Annotated in this window: 20 protein-coding genes and 1 pseudogene; 6 read left to right on the forward strand and 15 right to left on the reverse strand. The window is 66.1% G+C overall.

Annotated features, from left to right (window positions below):
- Together N2L00_RS01310 and N2L00_RS01315 are read right to left on the reverse strand one after the other, a co-directional pair.
- The gene (locus N2L00_RS01310; RefSeq protein WP_255863620.1) at nt 1-1,386 is read right to left on the reverse strand and encodes an NAD(P)/FAD-dependent oxidoreductase; all 1,386 of its coding nucleotides are present in this window, start codon (nt 1,384-1,386) and stop codon (nt 1-3) included.
- Nucleotides 1,387-1,511: 125 nt separating this feature from the next.
- On the reverse strand, nt 1,512-2,273 hold the full coding sequence (locus N2L00_RS01315; protein ID WP_255863621.1) for a hypothetical protein: 762 nt from the start codon (nt 2,271-2,273) through the stop codon (nt 1,512-1,514).
- A gap of 239 nt (nt 2,274-2,512) precedes the next feature.
- Here N2L00_RS01315 and N2L00_RS01320 point away from each other — a divergent pair, with 239 nt between their 5' ends.
- Nucleotides 2,513-3,349 carry a PhzF family phenazine biosynthesis protein gene (locus N2L00_RS01320; protein ID WP_255863622.1) on the forward strand — a complete coding sequence of 279 codons (837 nt, stop codon included), beginning with the start codon at nt 2,513-2,515 and terminating at the stop codon, nt 3,347-3,349.
- Nucleotides 3,350-3,377: 28 nt separating this feature from the next.
- Here the strand turns inward: N2L00_RS01320 and N2L00_RS01325 are convergent, their stop codons facing one another.
- The 5 genes from N2L00_RS01325 to N2L00_RS01345 form a co-directional block, all read right to left on the reverse strand.
- Nucleotides 3,378-5,072, reverse strand: a complete 1,695-nt coding sequence (locus N2L00_RS01325; RefSeq protein ID WP_255863623.1) for a cyclic nucleotide-binding domain-containing thioredoxin-disulfide reductase — start codon at nt 5,070-5,072, stop codon at nt 3,378-3,380.
- A 121-nt stretch (nt 5,073-5,193) separates the two neighbouring features.
- Nucleotides 5,194-6,687, reverse strand: coding sequence for an amino acid permease (locus N2L00_RS01330; RefSeq protein ID WP_255863624.1), 1,494 nt, complete (start codon nt 6,685-6,687; stop codon nt 5,194-5,196).
- A gap of 315 nt (nt 6,688-7,002) precedes the next feature.
- Nucleotides 7,003-8,058, reverse strand: a complete 1,056-nt coding sequence (locus N2L00_RS01335; protein WP_255863726.1) for a DNA polymerase IV — start codon at nt 8,056-8,058, stop codon at nt 7,003-7,005.
- Between the two features lie 91 nt (nt 8,059-8,149).
- A complete protein-coding gene (gene murJ, locus N2L00_RS01340; RefSeq protein ID WP_255863625.1) occupies nt 8,150-9,865 on the reverse strand; it encodes a murein biosynthesis integral membrane protein MurJ in 1,716 nt (571 codons plus the stop codon).
- A gap of 37 nt (nt 9,866-9,902) precedes the next feature.
- Nucleotides 9,903-10,775, reverse strand: a complete 873-nt coding sequence (locus tag N2L00_RS01345) for an aldo/keto reductase family oxidoreductase (RefSeq protein ID WP_255863626.1) — start codon at nt 10,773-10,775, stop codon at nt 9,903-9,905.
- A gap of 115 nt (nt 10,776-10,890) precedes the next feature.
- Here N2L00_RS01345 and N2L00_RS01350 point away from each other — a divergent pair, with 115 nt between their 5' ends.
- Nucleotides 10,891-11,316 carry a helix-turn-helix domain-containing protein gene (locus N2L00_RS01350; RefSeq protein ID WP_255767335.1) on the forward strand — a complete coding sequence of 142 codons (426 nt, stop codon included), beginning with the start codon at nt 10,891-10,893 and terminating at the stop codon, nt 11,314-11,316.
- Nucleotides 11,317-11,329: 13 nt separating this feature from the next.
- Here N2L00_RS01350 and N2L00_RS01355 read toward each other — a convergent pair whose 3' ends face one another.
- The 6 genes from N2L00_RS01355 to N2L00_RS01380 all read right to left on the reverse strand — a co-directional run bounded on the left by N2L00_RS01355 (nt 11,330) and on the right by N2L00_RS01380 (nt 16,108).
- Complete coding sequence (locus N2L00_RS01355; protein WP_255863627.1) at nt 11,330-12,478, reverse strand: N(5)-(carboxyethyl)ornithine synthase; 1,149 nt, start codon at nt 12,476-12,478, stop codon at nt 11,330-11,332.
- Nucleotides 12,479-12,486: 8 nt separating this feature from the next.
- The gene (locus N2L00_RS01360; protein WP_255767337.1) at nt 12,487-12,633 is read right to left on the reverse strand and encodes a hypothetical protein; all 147 of its coding nucleotides are present in this window, start codon (nt 12,631-12,633) and stop codon (nt 12,487-12,489) included.
- A gap of 99 nt (nt 12,634-12,732) precedes the next feature.
- Entirely contained in the window at nt 12,733-14,271 is a 1,539-nt protein-coding gene (locus N2L00_RS01365; protein ID WP_255863628.1) for a sulfatase-like hydrolase/transferase, read from the reverse strand.
- 158 nt (nt 14,272-14,429) lie between these two features.
- On the reverse strand, nt 14,430-15,452 hold the full coding sequence (locus N2L00_RS01370; protein ID WP_255863629.1) for an NADPH:quinone reductase: 1,023 nt from the start codon (nt 15,450-15,452) through the stop codon (nt 14,430-14,432).
- Between the two features lie 56 nt (nt 15,453-15,508).
- Nucleotides 15,509-15,901, reverse strand: a complete 393-nt coding sequence (locus N2L00_RS01375; RefSeq protein WP_255863630.1) for a hypothetical protein — start codon at nt 15,899-15,901, stop codon at nt 15,509-15,511.
- A gap of 81 nt (nt 15,902-15,982) precedes the next feature.
- The gene (locus tag N2L00_RS01380) at nt 15,983-16,108 is read right to left on the reverse strand and encodes a hypothetical protein (protein WP_255767342.1); all 126 of its coding nucleotides are present in this window, start codon (nt 16,106-16,108) and stop codon (nt 15,983-15,985) included.
- Between the two features lie 226 nt (nt 16,109-16,334).
- On the opposite strand from N2L00_RS01380, the gene N2L00_RS01385 reads away from it, so the two are divergent.
- The 4 genes and pseudogenes from N2L00_RS01385 to N2L00_RS01395 all read left to right on the forward strand — a co-directional run bounded on the left by N2L00_RS01385 (nt 16,335) and on the right by N2L00_RS01395 (nt 18,259).
- Nucleotides 16,335-16,883: a hypothetical protein gene (locus N2L00_RS01385; RefSeq protein WP_255863631.1), complete on the forward strand. Its 549-nt coding sequence runs from the start codon at nt 16,335-16,337 to the stop codon at nt 16,881-16,883.
- 75 nt (nt 16,884-16,958) lie between these two features.
- Nucleotides 16,959-17,564, forward strand: a complete 606-nt coding sequence (locus N2L00_RS01390; RefSeq protein ID WP_255863632.1) for a bifunctional 2-polyprenyl-6-hydroxyphenol methylase/3-demethylubiquinol 3-O-methyltransferase UbiG — start codon at nt 16,959-16,961, stop codon at nt 17,562-17,564.
- Nucleotides 17,565-17,693: 129 nt separating this feature from the next.
- Nucleotides 17,694-17,972: pseudogene (locus tag N2L00_RS16200) on the forward strand (maleylpyruvate isomerase N-terminal domain-containing protein); the annotation flags it as partial.
- 11 nt (nt 17,973-17,983) lie between these two features.
- On the forward strand, nt 17,984-18,259 hold the full coding sequence (locus N2L00_RS01395) for a hypothetical protein (protein WP_255863633.1): 276 nt from the start codon (nt 17,984-17,986) through the stop codon (nt 18,257-18,259).
- A gap of 26 nt (nt 18,260-18,285) precedes the next feature.
- Here N2L00_RS01395 and N2L00_RS01400 read toward each other — a convergent pair whose 3' ends face one another.
- Nucleotides 18,286-18,867: a Clp protease N-terminal domain-containing protein gene (locus N2L00_RS01400; protein WP_255863634.1), complete on the reverse strand. Its 582-nt coding sequence runs from the start codon at nt 18,865-18,867 to the stop codon at nt 18,286-18,288.
- Between the two features lie 4 nt (nt 18,868-18,871).
- Nucleotides 18,872-19,087 carry a helix-turn-helix domain-containing protein gene (locus N2L00_RS01405; RefSeq protein ID WP_146363983.1) on the reverse strand — a complete coding sequence of 72 codons (216 nt, stop codon included), beginning with the start codon at nt 19,085-19,087 and terminating at the stop codon, nt 18,872-18,874.
- Nucleotides 19,088-19,104 lie beyond the last annotated feature (17 nt).

Genomic DNA, 19,104 nt, shown 5'->3' on the forward strand with positions numbered 1-19,104 from the left:
TCAGGCCCCCACACGGTCGGTTGCGGCCTGCGCAGCGGTTCCGCGCCGCGCTCCGGCATCGCGCTCGCTGCGCAGGGCACGCATGTAATCGACGAAATCCACCTGGATGGTGTGCCGCTTGCTGGCGACGTACCTTTTGGTGATCGCCTTGCGGTGGCGGTCGATCTCGGCGTCCATCGCGGCCCGCTCGGGCAGGGCGTAGCGGCCCTGGAGATGGTCGGCGGCGAGCTCGGACTGCCGCTCGGCGATCGGCATGACGGCGCCGAGGGGCTGGACCAGTCCGATGAAGTACAACCCCGGCACCGTCGGGTGGAACATCCGCTGGTAGAGCCGGATCTCGTTATCCCCGGAGGGGTCGAGGAAGCCGGCGTCAAAGAACGGGAACGAGATCTTGTAACCGGTGCAGTAGATCACCAGGTCGGCCGCGACGCGGGTGCCGTCGGTGAAGACGACGCTGTCGCCGTCGAAGCGCTGGATGTTGGGCTTCGGGACCACGTCGCCGTGGGCCAGCCGGTCGAGTATCCGGCTGGAGACGGTCGGGTGGGCCTGGGCGAACTTGTGGTCGGGTTCCTGAAGGCCGTAACGCGACATCGGGCCGGTGGCGGCGCGCATGACCACGCGGGCGACGGCCCAGCGGACCCGGGACGGGATCTTCTCGTGCGCTCCGATCTCGTCGAAGGGCTTGCCGAAGACGTACTTGGGAATGATGTGCACGCCCCGTCGGTGGGAGAGGTAGGTCTCGGCCGCGTGGTAGCTGGCATCGGTACAGATATCCATGGCCGAGTTGCCCATGCCGAGCACCACGATCCGCTTGCCGGTGAGCTGTTGCTCGTCCGTGTAGTCGTGGGAGTGCATCTGCTCGCCGGTGAAGCCTTCGGCGCCGGGGAAGGCCGGCTCCGGCATGCGGGCATCCCAGTGGTGGCCGTTGGCCACTATGACCGAGCCGTAGCGCCGGGTCTCGGCGGTGCTCAGCCGAACCTCGAAGCCGCCGCCGGGCAGGGGGCGCACGTGCTCCACACCGGTGTTGAAGGTGATCTTGTCCCGGAACCCGAAGTGGTCGACGTAGGCGTCGAAGTACGCCGCGACCTGGTCGTGGCGTGCGAAATTGGGCAGGTTCGCGGGCATGGGAAAGTCGCTGAATTCCATCCGGCTGCGCGAGGTGTTGATGTGCAGGGACTTGTAGGCCGCGGACACCCCGTTGCTGTTGCCCCATACCCAGTTGCCGCCGACCCGGTCCGAGAGTTCAAAGCAGTCGAAGGCAAGTCCCCGTTCGTGGAGGACTTTGGCCGCCGTGATTCCGGAGCAGCCCGCGCCGATGACGCACACGCGGTCGCGCTCGCCGCTGCCGAGCTCGTCGGTGGGCGGTGTGCGGTGGACTGTCGTCATTGGCGCTCCAAGCAGGTGGATGTGTCCGGGCTTATGTGATGTACGTCACTGTAAGCTCACCCGGTCGCAACCAGTGTTAGCAACACCCCGGCAGGCAGCACCGGATCCGCGGCTTCGAGCCGGGACTACTTAATCCCGAAGTCGTAGCCGCCCTGACGGTGCCCGAACCGCTCCCGAAGGAAGTTGCCCGTATTGGTCAGCTCCGCGGAGGTGCGGCGGTGACGGCTGGCGTGCAGCGTCTCGGCCTGTCCGGCAAGGAGCTGCAGTTGCTCGACCAGTTCCTCGTTGGGGGTCCTTCCGCTCGCCTGTTTGGTCTCCAGCATCTTCGGCGGGATGGCCACGTAATTCTGGAGGACACTCGGCAGGTAGTCGCGCACCGTGGCGGACAATTCGTACTCAAATTGGGGATCGCCCAGCGGCTGGCGAGTTTCGGCGTCGATCACCGCGTCCAGCGTCTGGCAGGTTTCCAGAATGCTGGCGTACGCCTCGGACGGAAGACGGCTCCTGTTTCGTTTCGCGAGCGCGGCAGACCAGGCCAAAGCGGAGGACAACTCCTCCGGCGGCGTGGTCCCTGCCCCTGGCTGGGACTGGGTCATAACCTGCGGTCCCCGGGTCCTGGGGTGCAGCCATAGGTCCCGGAGCATGTAGGACCGCATGCCCGCTACGGCTATGAGCCCGAGAACCACGAAGAACGAGAGGATGAACTGCGCTGCGGTCCCGGGCAGGGCGACGGCCGCCAGGACGAGCGCAACGTACAGGCCACCCTCAAGGATCACTTTCCAGTTACTCCTGCGCACCCCGATCATCAGCACCAGAAGAGGCATAAAGGGGAAGAAAAGAAGAGCGACAGTGACTTTGAAGATGTTCCCCGCAGTAAGGCGAGACATCATGATCCTCTCGTGAATGGATAGTGGCGGAGCCGCAAGCCACCTACGGCCAGATTACAACTACACCCCGGTCATCGGCTGTGGACTCCGGTCCCGGTTTAGGCTGCCGCCAAAAGCAGATGTTCTACCCCTATATAACCGTCCCGGCAGACTTTGAATTCCCGGAGGTTGAACACCAGGATGGATTGGCGCGGGCCTCAGCGCCAGGCCCGTCGGAGGCACCTTGTTACAGTGGCGGCATGAAAGTCCGTCCCTACAGCGAAGTCGATGTGTTCTCCTCTGAGCCGTATCGGGGCAACGCGTTGGCTGTTGTTCACGACGCCGACGGGCTGAGCGCCGAGGAGATGCAGCGGTTCGCCACCTGGACAAACCTCTCTGAGACGACGTTCCTCCTGCCACCGAGCAGCCCGAAGGCCGACTACCGGGTGAGGATTTTCACCGCCATGGCAGAACTGCCTTTCGCGGGTCATCCAACGCTTGGATCCGCCGAGGCCTGGCTGGACGCCGGGGGATCGCCACGGCTCGACGGGACTCTCATCCAGGAATGCGAGGCAGGGCTGATCCCGATCCGTGTAGCGGAGGATCAACTGGCCTTCGAGGCGCCGCCCCTGACCCGCTACGAACCCGTGGACGAGCCGCTGGCCCAACGAATAGCGGCAATTCTGGGAATCCCGCGGGAGAACATCCGTGATGCGTCGTGGCTGGTTAATGGTCCTCGATGGATTGGCGTCCGGCTTTCCTCCGCACAGGAAGTCTTGAGCCTGCAGCCCGACCCGGGAAAGGCCGGCGATCTGGAAATCGGTGTGGTGGGACCGCACGAACCTACGGGGGAAACCCAGTTCGAGGTGCGTGCCTTCGTCGGAGGCGACCCCGTCTGGGAAGACCCCGTGACCGGCAGCCTGAACGCGGGTCTGGCACGCTGGCTGATCGACACAGGGCTGGCCACCCCGCCCTTCACTGCATCGCAGGGAACAGTTCTCGGACGCCGGGGCCGGGTGCACATCAGTCTCCGCGACGGGAAAATCTGGGTCGGCGGACAGGTCATGAGCTGCATCGAGGGGACCGTCCGGCTGTAGCGTGCAGCCCGCGAGTTCCGAGACGCGGTCAGCTGCTCCGGTCAGCGGGAGAACGCGGCGGGCGGGCGAGCGGGCTGGCAGGGTCGCTAAGGGCCCGGTGCACGGACGCGACGGCGCTTGACCCTTCCCCGACCGCTGCCGCGACGCGTTTCATGGACCCGTGACGGACATCCCCCGCTGCAAAAACGCGTGGGGTGGAGGTTTCAAAGGGCATCGGTTCGCGGCCCAGCGGCTGCCACTGATCCAGGGACTGGATGGCGATGTCGGTTCCGGTGCGGATGAAGCCCGCAGTGTCCCTGTCCAGGGTGGGCAGCCAGGCGCTGGCCGGGTCGGCTCCGATGAAGCAGAACAATCCGTGCGCATCCACCGCACCGGCGGTATCGATCCGGACCGAGTCCAGGGCGGAGCCACCTTCCAAACCGATGATGTTCGACTCGGTATGGATGGAGATCCGGGAATTCTCCCGCAGGCGGTCCACGAGGTAGGAGGACATCCGCGCCCCAACCTCTGTTCCCCGCACCACCAGATGGACCGGACATCCATGGGAGGCGAGATAGAGCGCGGCCTGGCCGGCTGAGTTTGCCCCGCCCACCACAACCACAGGGTGCCCTGCGACTTGGCGCGCCTCGAGGCTGGTAGCGGCGTAGTAGATTCCGTGTCCCTCGAAGTCCTCCCACCCCTGAACTCCGAGACTTCGATAGGAGGCCCCGGACGTAATCAATGCGGTGCGGGTATGGAGGATAGCCCCGTCACCCAGCGTGAGCTGCAGGCCGTCATTCATCGTCTCGAGCGACACCGCATCGCAGGGCGCCCAGATCCTCACCCCGAACTTGATCGCCTGCAGTGTCGCTTGGCGGATGAGGTCTCCGCCGGCCACTCCGAAGGGAAAACCAAGGAAGTTTTCGATTCGGGATGTCGACGCCGCCTGGCCGCCGGGCGCGACGGCGTCGAGCACCACCGTGCTCAGCCCTTCGGAGGCTGCATAGATGGCCGCCGCGAGCCCGGCAGGTCCGCCGCCAACGACCAGCAGGTCCGTCGAGCCCTCCTGATGGGGCTGGTAACTCAACCCGAGGCGCTCGGCGATAGTCCCCGGCGTCGCACGCTTTATCAGCTTGCCCTGGATGAGCGCTGCCGGCAGGTCCTCGGCTGCCATGCCGTGGCCATCGAGGGCACCCATGCCGTCCGCCGGGACGACGAAGACGGTATGGATCAAATCCAGGCGTTCAGCGAAGCGGCGAAGAGCCAGCAGCTCACTCGACGCTTCCGTCCCGATGAACTTGAGCGTCATGGCGGCAGGGCCCCGACGAAGTGCTTCGCGGCGTTCCCACAGGGTATGGAGAACGATCCCGCCGAGGTCGTCGTCTTGGTTCATGACCAGCCGCAGATCCTCGCGGGCCAGGTGCCGGATGCGCCCGGATTCCTTCACCCGCGCCGACAGGAGCGCGGCCTGTCCGTTGAGCAGCCCGAGTTCACCGCCGAACGAGCGTGGCCCCAGGGTGCTGAGAACGGTTTCGTCGTCCCACCACAAAGGGTCGCGAACCATTTCAATGGACCCCGATTCGACGAGGATCATTGGATAGTTCAAATCCCCTGCACGAAAGACATAGTCGCCGGCGTTCACGTCGGCGGGTTCGGCCATGCCGAGGAGCCTTGCCCATTGCGAGTCGGAGAGACGCGGCACGGCACCGGTGCGCTGGGCGGGGTGCTCACTGATATCCGTCATGGTGATCCTTCCGCAGGGATGATGCTCATCCGGAGAAACGCGGAGCCGGGCGATGGACTGAGGATGCAGTGAGATTACCTGATTGGACCCGGAAATGGAGGGGCCGCCGGAACTACGGGCGCTACAACCCGGCGTCGCCGTCGCGGACCGCGGCCAGTTCGAGGACGCGGTCGCGGCAGAGCCGCCAGCCGAGCATCAGCGCGGGGATGATGACCGCCAGGGAGGCTATGGTCCAGGTGCCGACGGGCGAGTCGAAGGCCATCAGGATCAGCACGGCGAGAAGGAACGCGAGCGTGATCCAGCCGCTCACGGGTGCGCCGGGCATCCGGAAGGACGGGCGGGACAGTTGGCCGCGCCGCGCCCGCTTCGTCAGCTCCATCTGGCACAGGACGATCATGGCCCAGGTGCTGATGATGCCCAGGGATGCGACGTTCAGGACGATTTCGAAGGCCTGGGCGGGAACAACGGCGTTGAGGACGACGCCGAGCAGGGCAACGACCGCGGTCAGGGCGATACCGCCGTAGGGGACGCCCGCCTTGTTCATCCGCCCGGCGAACTTCGGGGCGGAGCCGGCAACAGACATGGAGCGCATGATGCGGCCGGTGGAATATAGGCCCGCATTGAGCGAAGACAGTGCGGCAGTCAGGACCACCAGGTTCATGATCGCGTCCACACCGTCCACCCCGATGGAGCCGAAGAACGTGACGAACGGGCTTTCGCCGGCCTTGTAGGAGCTGTAGGGCAGCAGCAGCGAAAGCAGCACCAGGGTGCCGACGTAGAACACCGCAATGCGCACGATCACCGTGTTGATGGCCTTGGGCATGATCTTTTCCGGGTGCTCGGTCTCGCCCGCGGCCGTGCCGATGAGCTCGATCGAGGCGTAGGCGAACACCACACCCTGCATTACGACGACGGCGGGCAGCAGGCCGTTGGGGAACATGCCGCCGTTGTCCGAGATCAGGCTGAAGCCGACCTGCTGGCCGTCCACGGGGGTGCCGAAGATGACGAAGCAGATGCCCACGATCAGGAAGGAAACCAGGGCCACCACCTTGATCAGCGCGAACCAGAACTCGAGTTCGCCGAACACCTTGACGCTGACCAGGTTCAGGCCCAGCACCAGGATCAGGGCGGCCAAGGCCCAGGTCCACTGCGGGACATCCGCGATGGGCGGCCAGTACTTCCGGAAGAAGTTCATATAGAGCGCGACGGCGGTGATGTCCACGATCGCGGTCATCGCCCAGTTGAGCCAGTACAGCCAGCCGGTGACGAAGGCGGCCTTCTCGCCGAAGAACTCGCGGGCGTAGGAGACGAACGAGCCGGAGGAGGGCCGGTGCATAACCAGCTCGCCGAGGGCCCGCAGAATCATGAAGGCGAAGAAACCGCAGACGGCGTAGCTGATGACCAGCGACGGCCCTGCCGTGGCCAGGCGGCCGCCGGCACCCATAAACAGCCCGGTGCCGATGGCGCCGCCGATGGCGATCATCTGGACCTGGCGGGGCTTGAGTCCCTTGTGATAGCCCTCTTCCTCGTGGTGGAAGGTGGGTTCAGGGGCGTTCGCCGCACGCGCGGAGTCCGGGATCGCCGGCCTCTGCGTGACCGGTGATGGCTGTGTCATGGGGGTCCTTTGCTTGCTCAGCCCCGCGGGGTGCTGCGGGCTGAAGAGTTCGGGGGGCTGCTCGCCGGCGGGCGGCCCGGTCCGGGGTACGGGTTCCCTGCGCCGGATCAGGGCGTGCGGCCCTAGGGCAGGGAAAGGCGGGGGTTCTTCGATGTGTTCTGTCAGGCGCCTGCTCAGCCTCTAAACCGCCGCAGAGTGCGTTGAGGGGCGCTCGCAGGAGCTAACTCATGCTGTCCGATTGTTCGGATCCCTGACAAGTTCACCCGAAGACTATGGCAGTAGTCACACGGGAGCGTCAAAACGGGTGCAGGCCCTTCACCACCCGCCACGCGTAGGCGTGTGACCCTTCCGGGCGTCGTCGGGCATCGCCATTTCGGCCCGCAGGCCCAACAGCCGGATCGGTCGGCCGGGTTCGATGGCGCCGGCGAGATCCAGGGCCCGGGCGAGGACGTCCTCCCGGTCGAAGGTCTCGGGGATCTTCCGCGCATGCGTCTTGGTGGTGAACGGCGCGTACCGGACCTTGAGGGCCAGCCCGATCACCGGCCGCCCTTCGGACGCCACATCCTTCAGGACCTGCGCGGTCAGCTCCCGCACGGCGTCGTCTACCTGCGCCGGCTCGGTGAGGTCCTGCTGGAAGGTGGTCTCCCGGCTGTGTCCCCGGGCGACCCACGGGGTGTCGTCCACAACGCTGGTGCCGTCCCCGCGTCCCAGTTCGTTGTACCAGGGGCCCATCTTCGGCCCGAACTCCGGAACCAGCGCCTGCGGATCGGCCGCGGCGAGCTCGGCAACAGTATTGATTCCCAGCTTCGCCAGCCGGCCCGAGATCTTGTTCCCGACGCCCCACAGCTCCTTGGTGGGCCGCTGGCCCATGAAGTCGAGCCAGTTCGCGGTGGTGAGGCGGAAGACGCCGGCGGGCTTGCCGAAATCCGTGGCGTTCTTGGCGCGGATCAGGGTGTCGCCGATGCCCACGCTGCAGTGCAGCTGCGTGCGGTCCAGGATGTCGGCTTGGAGCTGGCGGGCGTAGGTTTCCGGGTCCTCAGTCTCCACACCCACAAAGGCCTCATCCCAGCCCAAAACCTGGACGACGGCGCCGGGCTGGGCGCGCAGCGTGGCCATCACCGTGTCCGAAGCCTCGAGGTAGGCCTCGGCATCGACCGGCAGGATCACGGCGTCGGGCACCTTCCGGGCCGCGATCCGCAGCGGCATGCCGGACCCGACGCCGAACGCCCTGGCCTCGTAGGAAGCAGTGGACACCACGGCACGTTCGGTCGGGTCGCCCCGGCCCCCGACAATGATCGGCTTGCCGGCAAGTTCCGGGCGCCGGAGCACTTCGACGGCGGCGATGAACTGGTCGAGGTCGACGTGCAGCACCCAAGGGATCGCGTTCACGCGACCAGTGTGCCCTAACGGGCGCTGGGACGCACCGCCCCCGGCCCACCAAATAACCGGGGCGCAGCGACGGTCAGGTGCGGCCCCGCCGGACCAACGCCTGCAGCGACCCGGCAAGCTGGCCGAGTTCGGCCACCCGCAGCAGTTTCAGCATGCCCAGGTACACGCCGCCCATCACGACCCCGCCCACGGAGAGCAGCACAAGGGCATGGAACTTCGACTGCCAAAGGTACCCGCCGGCGTCGTAACCTCCGAACGCCCAGAACACGGCCGTCCCGGCGAGGGCAGCGACAATGCCGGCAACCGTGAACCGGACGTGCGCGTCAAAGACCTGCCCGGCACCGTAAGGACCAATCGCCCGCGTGAGGAAGAGGTGACTGACGACGACGGCGATCACGTTGCCGAGGGAATAGGCGGCGGCGAGCGTCGGCACAATTAACCGGGGATCAAGTACGCCCGCAATAACGGCGAGAACCACCCCAACTCCGGACAGGATCAGCTGGATTTTCAGCGGCGTCTTCACATCCTCACCGGCATAGAACACCCGGCCGAGAAGGAAGTTGGCACTCAGGAACGGGGCTCCCACGGCAAGGATGGCGATGATGATTCCGTGGAGGGTGGCCACCTCGGGCGATTCGCTGAAGAGCATTCCGAGCGGCCCGGCGAATGCCAGCAAGGCCGCCGCGCCGAACACCGTGGCAACACCGGTGATGCGCAGCGCCCGGGACAGCACCGCGCGTACCTCCGGAAGGTTCCCGCCGGCATAGGCAGCGGAAAGCTGGTTGAACATTACCGTGGCCAGGGACAGGGCGATCACGGCGTGCGGCAGTTGGTAGACCATGGCCCCGATGTCCAGGTTCGCCAGGCCCGCGATCCGGTCCGGCCGGCCCGAGTCGGTGAGTGTTTGCCGGGCGTCGGAGGCGATGGTGGCAACGTAGAGATTGACGAAGTACAGGCCGTTGCCGACCAGCATCGTGATGATCGTGACGGATGCCAGCCGGCCCGTGCGTCCAAGCCCCGTGCCGTGCAGGCCGAACTTCGGCTTCAGTCCCAGTCTCAGGCGTCGAAGCGGGAGAAACAGCAGAAGCGCCTGAAGGGCGACGCCGAGCGTCATGCCTCCCGCCAGCAGGAACGTATGCTCCGGCGTCCACGTTTCGGGTTTATACCCTTCTGCCTGTTCGGCGCCCATCAGCGACAGGAACACGACCAATGCGCCGATGGACACCAGGTTGTTCACCACGGGAGCCCACATGTACGGACCGAAGGAGCCGTTGGCATTCAGGATCTGGCCCAGCACGGCGTACAACCCGTAGAAAAAGATCTGCGGCAGGCACCAGTAGGCGAACGCCGTGGCCAGGGCGAGGTTGCCGTCGGTGAAACGCGTCGCCGCATCGATGATCACCGGAGCCGCGAGCGTCACCAGCACCGTGAGGACCAGCAGCGCCGCTACGGCGAGGGTCAGGATCCTGCTGACGTAATCTGCGCCCCGGTCCGGCTGCCGGCTGGCCCGGACAATCTGGGGCACCAAAACGGCGTTGAACACCCCGCCGGCGACCATCAGGTAGATGAAGTTCGGCAGGGCGTTCGCGTAGGAAAACAGGTCCGACACCCCACCCGAGGCGCCGATAGCAGCGGCGAGGAGCGCCGTCCGGACCAGGCCGAGCACCCGGGACACGACGGTGCCGGCTGCCATAACAGCGCTGGCCCGCGCGGCCGAACCGCTGTTCGGGGCCACGCGGGCCTCCCGGTCTGCCTGATCGGCATTCGAGGGCGCCGCGGTTGAACTCATGGAGGCCATCGTTCCAGATACGCGGCAGGAACCCGCGCTACCCGCCGATGGTGTCCAGCTCCGCGACATCCTCCGTGGACAGCATCAGTGCAGCGCCGGTCACGTTTTCCCGCAGATGCGCTACGGAGGAGGTGCCGGGGATAAGCAGGATGTTCGGGGAACGCTGCAGCAGCCACGCCAGGGCCACGGACATGGGGGTTGAACCCAGGCGTGCGGCGATGGCGGAGAGTTCCTCGGATTGGAGCGGACTGAAACCTCCCAGCGGGAAGAACGGCACGTAGGCGATACCGTCCTGCGCGAGGGAATCGATCAGGCCGTCGTCCTGGCGGAAGGCAAGGTTGTACATGTTCTGCACCGAGACGATGGGGGCAACGCTGCGTGCTTCGGCTACCTGCTCGGGCAGCACGTTGCTCACGCCGAGGTGCCGGATGAGCCCCTGCTGCTGGAGCTCCGCGAGTGTCTCCAGCGCTTCGGCAAGGGCCCCGGGCACGGTTCCATGGGCGTCACCCATGCGGAGGTTCACCAGGTCCAGTACATCCAGTCCGAGTGTCTCCAGGTTCTCCTCGACGGCACGGCGCAGCTGGTCGGGCTTCCGTGCCGGGGTCCATCCGCCCTGGTCGTCGCGGTCGGCCCCCACCTTGGTCACCACATGCAGGGTCCGGGGGTAGGGGTGCAGCGCCTCGCGGATGAGCGAGTTGGTGATGTGCGGCCCGTACGCCTCTGCGGTGTCGACGTGGGTGATGCCGAGAGTGACGGCCTCGCGCAGGACCGAGAGGGCGCCGTCGTAATCCGGCGGAGGTCCCATCACCCCCGGCCCGGCGAGCTGCATGGCCCCGTATCCAAAGCGGGACACCTCGAGGTCGCCCAAGGTCCAGGTGCCGCCGGGAAGCGATGTGGTAAATGTGCTCATGTTCTGCCTTTCAGGGGTGGTGATCCTTACTTCCGCAGTCCACTATGGAGACGCAACTTCCCCGCAGGAAGTAGGCACCTGAAAGTGCCCAAGTAACCCGGAAGGCAGGGCAGCAATGGCCACGATGACAGCGGCAGAGAAACGAGCGCAGGAGAAAGATGCGTATAACGCGTTCCTGGATGCCTGTCCCAGCCGGCAACTGCTGGACCGGATCTCCAATAAATGGGTCACGCTGGCCCTGGCCGCCCTCGGCAGCGGGCCGGACTGCGACGGCGATCCCCGCCCGCTGCGTTTCTCCGAGCTGTCCCGGGTGCTGGCCGGCGTAAGCCAGAAGATGCTCACCCAGACACTTCGCTCACTGGAGCGGGACGGTCTTCTCACCCGCACCGTCACCCCCACGGTGCCGGTGACCGTCAGCTATGAGCTCACCGATCTCGGGCGCTCCCTGCACGGACTAACCCGCGGCATCAAGGCCTGGGCGGAACAGCACATGGATGACGTGTTCACCGAGCGCGCCGCCTACGACTCCCGCGGCGCCTGACCCCTGGCCCGGGCTAGGAATCCAGCGCCGGATGCGGGTAGGCGGGCTCCCGCTGCTGGAACTGCAGCACGTCCTCGTTGAGGATCACACCGTCGCGGATTTCAATTGCCCGCCGGATGGTTTCGTTCTCCGTCCACGCCGCAGGACCGGCAATGACCGTTTCCAGGAAGGGCAGGAGCGCCTCGCTGATTTCCCAGCTGGCGGAGTTCCAAAGGTAGGACGGACTGTGATCGACGGCGTAGTAGTTGATGTGCTCGCCCACCTCGAACATCGGGTCGGTGAACGTGGTGGTTTTCGCCCACTCGAAGCCCATGCCTTCGTCGCAGGACACGTCCACGATCAGGCTGCCGGGCCGGAACGCGTCCAGGTCATCGGTGCGCAGGTAGGTCAGCGGGGCGTTGGGATCCTGCAAAGTGCAGTTGACCACGATGTCGCTCTCGGCAAGGAACGGGGCCAGCGGCACCCGGCCGTCTTCGGTGATGACCTCGCTGAGGAACGGCGAGTTGTCGTCACGGTCGAACTGAACAATCCGCGCGGAGTGGATCGGCGACCCGACCGCCGCGACGCCGCGGTTGGTCAGGACCTGGACGTCATGGATGCCGTGCGCATTCAGGGCAGTGACCGCGCCGCGTGCCGTTGCGCCGAAGCCGATGACGACGGCGCTGAGCCGGCGCCCGTAGTCGCCGGTTGACCCGGTCAGGCTGAGGGCGTGCAGGACGGAGCAATACCCGGCCAGCTCGTTGTTCTTGTGGAAGACGTGCAGGCCGAAACCGCCGTCGGCAGCCCAATGGTTCATCGCTTCGAAGGCGATCAGCGTGAGCTTTTTGTCGATGGCGAGCTGGGTGACGGCGCGGTCCTGGACGCAGTGCGGCCAGCCCCAGAGGGTCTGCCCGTCCCGCAGCTCGGCGAGGTCCTCGGGCTGCGGCTTGGGCAGGAGGACGACGTCGGCCTCCGCCAGGATCTGCGCCCGCGGGAGCACAGCACCAACGAGCGGCTTCAGCTCCATGTCCGGAACGCCGAACTTGTCTCCGTAGCCTTCTTCCAGGAGCAGCTGCCGCCGGACCTCCGGGGCGATGCGTTCCAGGTGAAGCGGGTGGATGGCCAGCCGCCGCTCATCGGGCTTGCGTGTGCTGGACAGGACGCCGAGGGTGAGACGCTCCACGGGGCGGTTCACTTCTTTTTGGGCGGTGCGGGTTTGGTGCCGGCGGCCTTGTCGAGGGCGGGCGGAGCCGCGGCGGCCTTCTTCTCGGCACGCTTTTCCTTGATGGACTTGCCGGACTTTTTCGATGCTGCTTGGCGCGGGGACTTGTCAGACATGTTCGCTCCTGTAGCGGAACCGAGGCGGTTCCTGACTCTGAACCATACATGCACCGCAGCCGGGCGCTTGGAGGCGGAGCGAACAGGGCCTGTTGGTGCCTACCGCCCGGCCCAGGCCTCCGCGTAGAACTGCGGGGAAAGCGATTCCAGCAGTTCGACGTAGGCATCCCGCTCCATGGCCTGCGCCGATTCGGCCGGAATCTCCGAGGTGAAGGCGGATACCCCCAGCCCGGCCTGACGATCCTTGAGGGTCAGGCCTGCGGCTTCGAGGATGGTCGGGTACATGCTCAGCTGGTCCGCACCGGGGCGCAGCGTGGTGCCTGCTGCCTGGCCTGGAACCCAGACCCGGTTGAAGATAGTGCGGTTGGTGTGATGGTCCAGCTGCTCGTGGAAAGCATCGCCGGCACTCATGTGCTTGAGGTGGTCGCCCATGATTACCACGGCGGTGTCCTCGAGGTACCCCTGCTGTTCCATGTATTCCACGAATCCGGCCACCTCGGTCATGGAGCAGGAGAACACGGAGGTCACATTGTTCTCGGTATCCACGTTGCAGTAGTCGTAGACGTGCACCGGTTCGTGGGTGTCCAGCGTCAGCATGGAGAGGTTGAACGGCTTCCCGGTTTCCTCCGCCTCGGCATGCAGCCTGTCGACCTCCTCCTTGGCATGTGCCATAAGGCGTTCATCGCTCAGGCCCCAGTCCTTGCGGAAGTTCTCTTCCGGTTCGCCGGCGTCGCGCCAGTCGGAGAGGTCCTTCACTTCGGAGTAGCCATGGGTGCCCAGGAACGTGTCCTTCGCGGCGAAGGAGGCGTTGGCGCCGCCCAGGAAAACGTTGGTGTACCCCTGCTCTTCCAGGACGTCCCCAAGACAGGTTGACCCGCCCAGGTAAGTGTCGCCGTCGTCGTCTAGCTTGCTGGCGTCGCTGCTCTCGTCGGAGGAGCCCACGCCCTTCAGGGGGACGCCGCACTGCGTGGAGACTAGGCCGGCCATGGTCCAGCCGCCGCCCTCGTACTGCTGGAAATTCTCCACGCTCTGCCACCCCTTGGAAGGCTGCGTGGTGTCCTTGAGTGGAACGAAGGCGTCCTTTTCGAACAGCTGGTCATCCGCGAGGGTGGCTTCCCCGGACTCGAGGTAAACCAGCACCAGGTTGCGCTTCTGCTCCGCCCCGGTGACGGTCGGCTCCACGTAGTAGTCGCCGATGTTGTATTTGGAGTTCGCCGCCTTGATGTAGTCGGCCATGCCCACCGTGCTGGCGAAGGCCGTGGTGCCGCCAATGACCACTGCGACCACCAGGAGGGTGGAGACGGTGCGCATAATCCACGGTGAGCGGTTAGGCGTGTCCTCCCCGTCGCGGCGCTTGCGGCGGCGGAAGTACTGCCACAGGGCGATCCCGCCGGTGATGAGCAGGGGCAGGACGCCGACGCCCAGGATGCCGAGCCAGACAATGCCCCCGCCGCCGCCGTCGGTCTCCACCGAGACGAGGTTCAGGAGCATCTGGCCCACGGAGATTTCCCCCCAGAAGAACCGGATACCCGCAGCCGCAATAAGCATCGCCAACCCGAGCCAGATCAGGACGTAGACCAAGACGCGTCCCATAACGACGCCGACCCGTCGGGTCACGTCAAGAATCTGGCCAGACATGAAGATACCTCGCGTTCCAGGTGCCCGCGTTTTCGCCGGGCACCCTTGACATCCGACCCGATCTCGGGGTCAAAGAAGAATAGTACCGTCATGCTACCTGTTCAACCTTGGTTCATCCCTCAGGAACGGGGTGTACACCTCCGCGAAAGATCCGGAGTCTAGGCGTTCTCGTCACCAACGCGGATGAGGATCTTGCCGGTGGTTCCGTTCTCGACGGCGTCGTGCGCAGCGGCGGTTTCCTCGAGGGGGAACCAGGTGAGGGGCAGTCCCGCGGACTCACCGACAGGCAGCGCGCCGTCCTGCAGTGCTGCGGTAATGTCCTCTGCCGCGGCGTGCTGGGCCTGGGTCCCCACCGTATATATAAGGACGCCCTGCCAACGGACATTCTTCGCGAAGCTCGCAACGATCGGCGCCGTGAATTCCTCGCCGTTGTTGTTCGCGTAGTAGGCGATGCTGCCGTGGTTGGCGATGACGTCCACATCAAGGGCCGCGTTCTGGGCGGGGGACACTTCGACAATGTGGTCGACGCCGTCCGGGGCGAGTTCGCGGATCCGGTCGGCTTCGGCGTCGTCCGGGTAGCGGACGATGTGGTGGGCTCCGGCAGCGGTGGCGAGCTCTGCCTTCGCGTCGCTGCTGACCGTCGCGATCACGGTGGCGCCGGCCCAGGCGGCGAACTGGATGGCGGCGTGGCCTACGGCTCCGGCGCCGCCCTGAACCAGGACGGTGCGGCCTGCGAGGGCTCCGGGGGCGAGCCGGGACGGGCCGTGTTCGTGGACGGTGAGGGCTCGGTGTGCGGTCATCGCGGGCACACCGAGGCTGCCGGCGACGTCGAAGCCGATGCCGTCCGGAAGCCGCACCGCCCGGTCGGCGGGGAGGACGGTGAATTCCTGGGCGGTCCCGGTCGGACGGCCGTGGGCTGCGAGGTAGATCCACACCCGGTCGCCCACCTGAAGGTCGGTCACGCCCTCGCCGACGGCGTCGATAATCCCGGCGCCGTCCTGGTTCGGCACCACCTCGGGGAACGCCAGGCTGCTGCCGGCGCGGGCCTTCCAGTCGGTGGGATTCACGCCCGAAACGGTAACCCGAACCCGCACTTCGCCGGGGCCGGGGGCGGCGGCGTCGCGGTCAACGAGGGAGAGGACGGACGAGGGGCCGGTGGCGGAGTACACGATTGCTTTCATGGGCGGTACAAGAAACCCGGGCTGCGTTCTATTCCCCGGTGCGGACAATAACCGGGTCAGGTGCTCGCCTGCGGCAGCTGCTGTTGGCCCCAATAACTGCGTGCATCCGGACCGACGGCATCGTAGTCATCGCTGCCGAGGAAGCGCTCCCGTGCGTAAGGGGTGTCATTGGCGACGGTGGCAGAGTGGACCCTCAAGTCCCTCCGCTTGCGGTGCAGGTCCCGGGGACGGGACTCGTGAACGTAGACCCCCGCCAGGGCGACCGCCTTGCTGATCAGCATGCTGGAACCGTCGGCTAGGCCAGGACCGTTATAAAGCACCCAGCTTGCGACGGTCAGAACCTCCTCCAGCACCTCCCGGGGCGCTTCCCACGCCCACTGTGCAGCGGCGTCTTCACCATATGAGCGCAGATCCGCAACGATGCTCACCCGCGACGTGCTCAGCGACACTCTTCCCCCATTTCCCTTGACGCCCGTAAAGAGCCGGACCGCCCCCGCGGGGACGGTCCGGCTCTGTTGAACGACGGTTGCTTACTTCTTGTCGTCCTTGTTTCCGTCGACGGCGTCCTTCGCCTTGTCTTTAGCCTGGTCAACCTTCTCCGGGTTGTCCTTGGCTGCGTCCTTCGCCTTGTCTGCCATGCCGCCTAGATCTGCCATTGGATAATGCCTTCCCTCTGTGCGGTCCGGGGCTCATGCGGCCCCGGCTGGGTACACCCATCCTGCCCCACAATGGCGGGATGGAACCCCGGGTGCAGGTGTTTTTTATTGCGGGGTGGTGGCGTTGCACCGCTAAGCGCTGGGCGCACAGCGCTCCGGGGGTCGGATAGGCTACCTACCGGCCCGGCAAATCTGCCGCGGAATCAGCCAGTTTTATGGGGGAAGCATGACCGAGAAAATAGCGCAGGACGCCAACCAGAATCCTTACGCAGGAGCCCAGCCGGTAGCACCCGGAAACGCACCTGCACGTCCGAAGACGGTGGAAATGGCCTTCTGGCTGCTGCTGGCGGCAGCGGCCCTGGTGCTGATCCGGATTCCGGTGGGAATCATGGCCGTGAATAAGGATGACCATAAGTCCGAAATTGAGAGCTTCCTGGGCCCGGACAACGTCCCCATCTGGATCCGCAACGAAATCTCCGACTATGTCTGGGCAGGAGTCATCACCGCCGTCATCCTCGCAGCGATTGCCCTGCTGTCCCGGATGGGCCTCGGCTGGCCCCGGATCGTCCTCATTGTTGTTGCGGTGCTTACGGCCTTGAATTCGCGCGTGCAGTTCTTCGCAAGCGTCATCCCGGTCTACGAAACAGCCTGGGTGACGCTGATATCCGTCCTCCTGACGCTGGCCGCAACGGTGCTGCTGTTCCTGACCCCGTCGAATCACTACTTCAAGTCGATGGGGCAGTACCGCAAGGGCAAGAAGGCCGTTCAGGCCTAGCCGAGGCGTCTCCGCCCGGCGGCCGGCAGCCCTGTTGGCTGACCGGCCGCCGGTTTCGCGACGTAGGCTTGGAAGATGCGAAACGAAACCCTCTGGGAAGCGAAAAAGCGGCAGAATCCCGGGCATTCCGCCTGGTACATCTCGCGGTTCGAGGCCATGCGGGAGCAGGGCCAGGACCTCGACGGCGAAGCCCGGCTGATCGACGCGATGCTGCCGCGGGGCGCCCGGATCCTCGACGCCGGCTGCGGTCCCGGCCGGGTGGGCGGGGAACTGGCGCGGCGCGGCCACGCCGTCGTCGGCGTCGACGTCGATCCGGAACTTATCGACGCCGCCCGGCAGGACTTCCCGGACCTGCAGTGGTTCGTCGGGGACCTCTCGGAACTGGACCTGCCCGCCGAAGGCATTCCCGAACCGTTCGACCTCATTGTCTGCGCTGGCAACGTGATGACCTTCCTGGCACCGGGAACCGCCGTCGACGTCCTGACCCGGATGCGCGAGCACCTTGCAGCCGACGGCCGGGTGGTTATCGGGTTCGGCGGAAACCGCGGGTATGCCTTCGAGGCCTTCTTCGACGACGCCGCCGCGGCCGGCCTTGAGGTCCAGCAGCGGTTCTCCACGTGGGACCTGCGGCCGTTTACGCCCGAGTCGGACTTCCTGGTGGCGGTGCTGGGCCGCGCCTGAGACCCGTTCCGACCCCGGCGATGGACAATAACGTCCAAACGGGAGCCGGCGGGAAGGCGGGGCATTGTGAATCTGGAAGAGGATCCTCAGCGGGCGGCGCAACTATGCTTTGCGGCCCAGGCGCGTCTGATGCATCGTGTCGCAGACCTAACCGACACGGACGTCCTGGCGCCAAGCCGCTTGCCTGGCTGGCCCGTGGGTCACGTCCTGACCCATCTGGCGCGGAACGCCGATGCCCACGCCCGCCGGCTGTCCGGCGCCCTCGAAGGCCACGATGTTCCGAGATATCCCGGCGGATCCGAACAGCGCACCCGGGAGATCGAGGAGGGTGCCGGCCGGGCCGCCGCAGAAATCATCGCCGACCTCAGCTCCAGCATGCTGCACCTCGAGGAGGTCCTGAACCTGTCCGAGGCGGCAGGATGGCCCAACGGCCACCTCATGGGCGGGGCGATGACTCCTACGGCGTGGCTGCCTGTCCGGCGCATCGGCTCCGCGAAGTCGAGATGCACCACGTGGATCTGGGGCTCGGCTATGCACCCGCGGACTGGCCCGAGGAGTACGTCGCGTGGGACCTTCGTGTCCTGCTCGCTACCGTTCTGGAACGGCTCGGGTCCCCGAACCAGCAGCGCAGCTTCATGGCCTGGCTGGCGGGCCGGGGGCCGCTGGCTCCGGACACGAAGCTGGCGGACTGGTGAACCGGGCTCGGCACGGGCGCCGGGACCTAGGCCGCGGCGTCCATGGTGCCGAGAATCCGAACCCTCAGGTCTTCCGGCCCCACGTGTCGGCTGATCAGGGACATGGCTGCGGGATCGGCGCCGCGGAGGACTCCCAGCAGTAGATGTTCCGTCCCGATGTAGCCGTCCTTCCGGGCCGTTGATTCGCGCAGGCTGTTCGTCAGTACGGCTTTCGCGCCGCTGCTGAAGGGCAGGTGCCCGCCTTTGAGGGAGTCGAACAGGCGACGACGCCGCGGGGCGGGACCGGCGGCGGCGTCCAGGGTGCCTTCCCCGAATTGTGCATCGACGGCGCGGCGCACCTCGTCCAGGTCAATACCGACGGATTCCAAGGCGGCGGCGTCGTCGTACCCGGAGTCCGGGCCCATGGCGCGTAGGTCCGCACGCAGCTGCGCTGACGTGAGGCCGCACTCGGCCAGCACGGACGCCAGCCGAGGGGTGGATGTTTCCACGGTGGACACCGCGCCGATCAGCACGTGCACCGGGAGGATCTGGGTCGCCTCCAAGGTGCGGGCTTCTTCCTGGGTGGAGACGACACTTTGGCGGGCTTGCTGAGTGAACCGTTCAAACATGGCGCTACTTCGCTTTCCGGTTGTACTTCTGGTGCACTGCCTGCTTGCTGATGCCGAGCTGGTCGGCGATGGCCTGCCAGGACCAGCCCTGCGCCCGGGCATTGGCAACCTGCACGGCCTCGAGCTGGTCGCGCAGCCTGCCGAGGGCGACGACGGCGCGCAGCCCGGTAGCCGGATCGGGACTCGCCGCCGCGGCGGCCAAGGGGGAATGGTCTTCCATAAGCGTCAACCTAGATT

The sequence above is a fragment of the Arthrobacter sp. zg-Y1171 genome (assembly GCF_025244845.1).
In the GTDB taxonomy this organism is placed as follows: Bacteria; Actinomycetota; Actinomycetes; order Actinomycetales; family Micrococcaceae; genus Arthrobacter_B.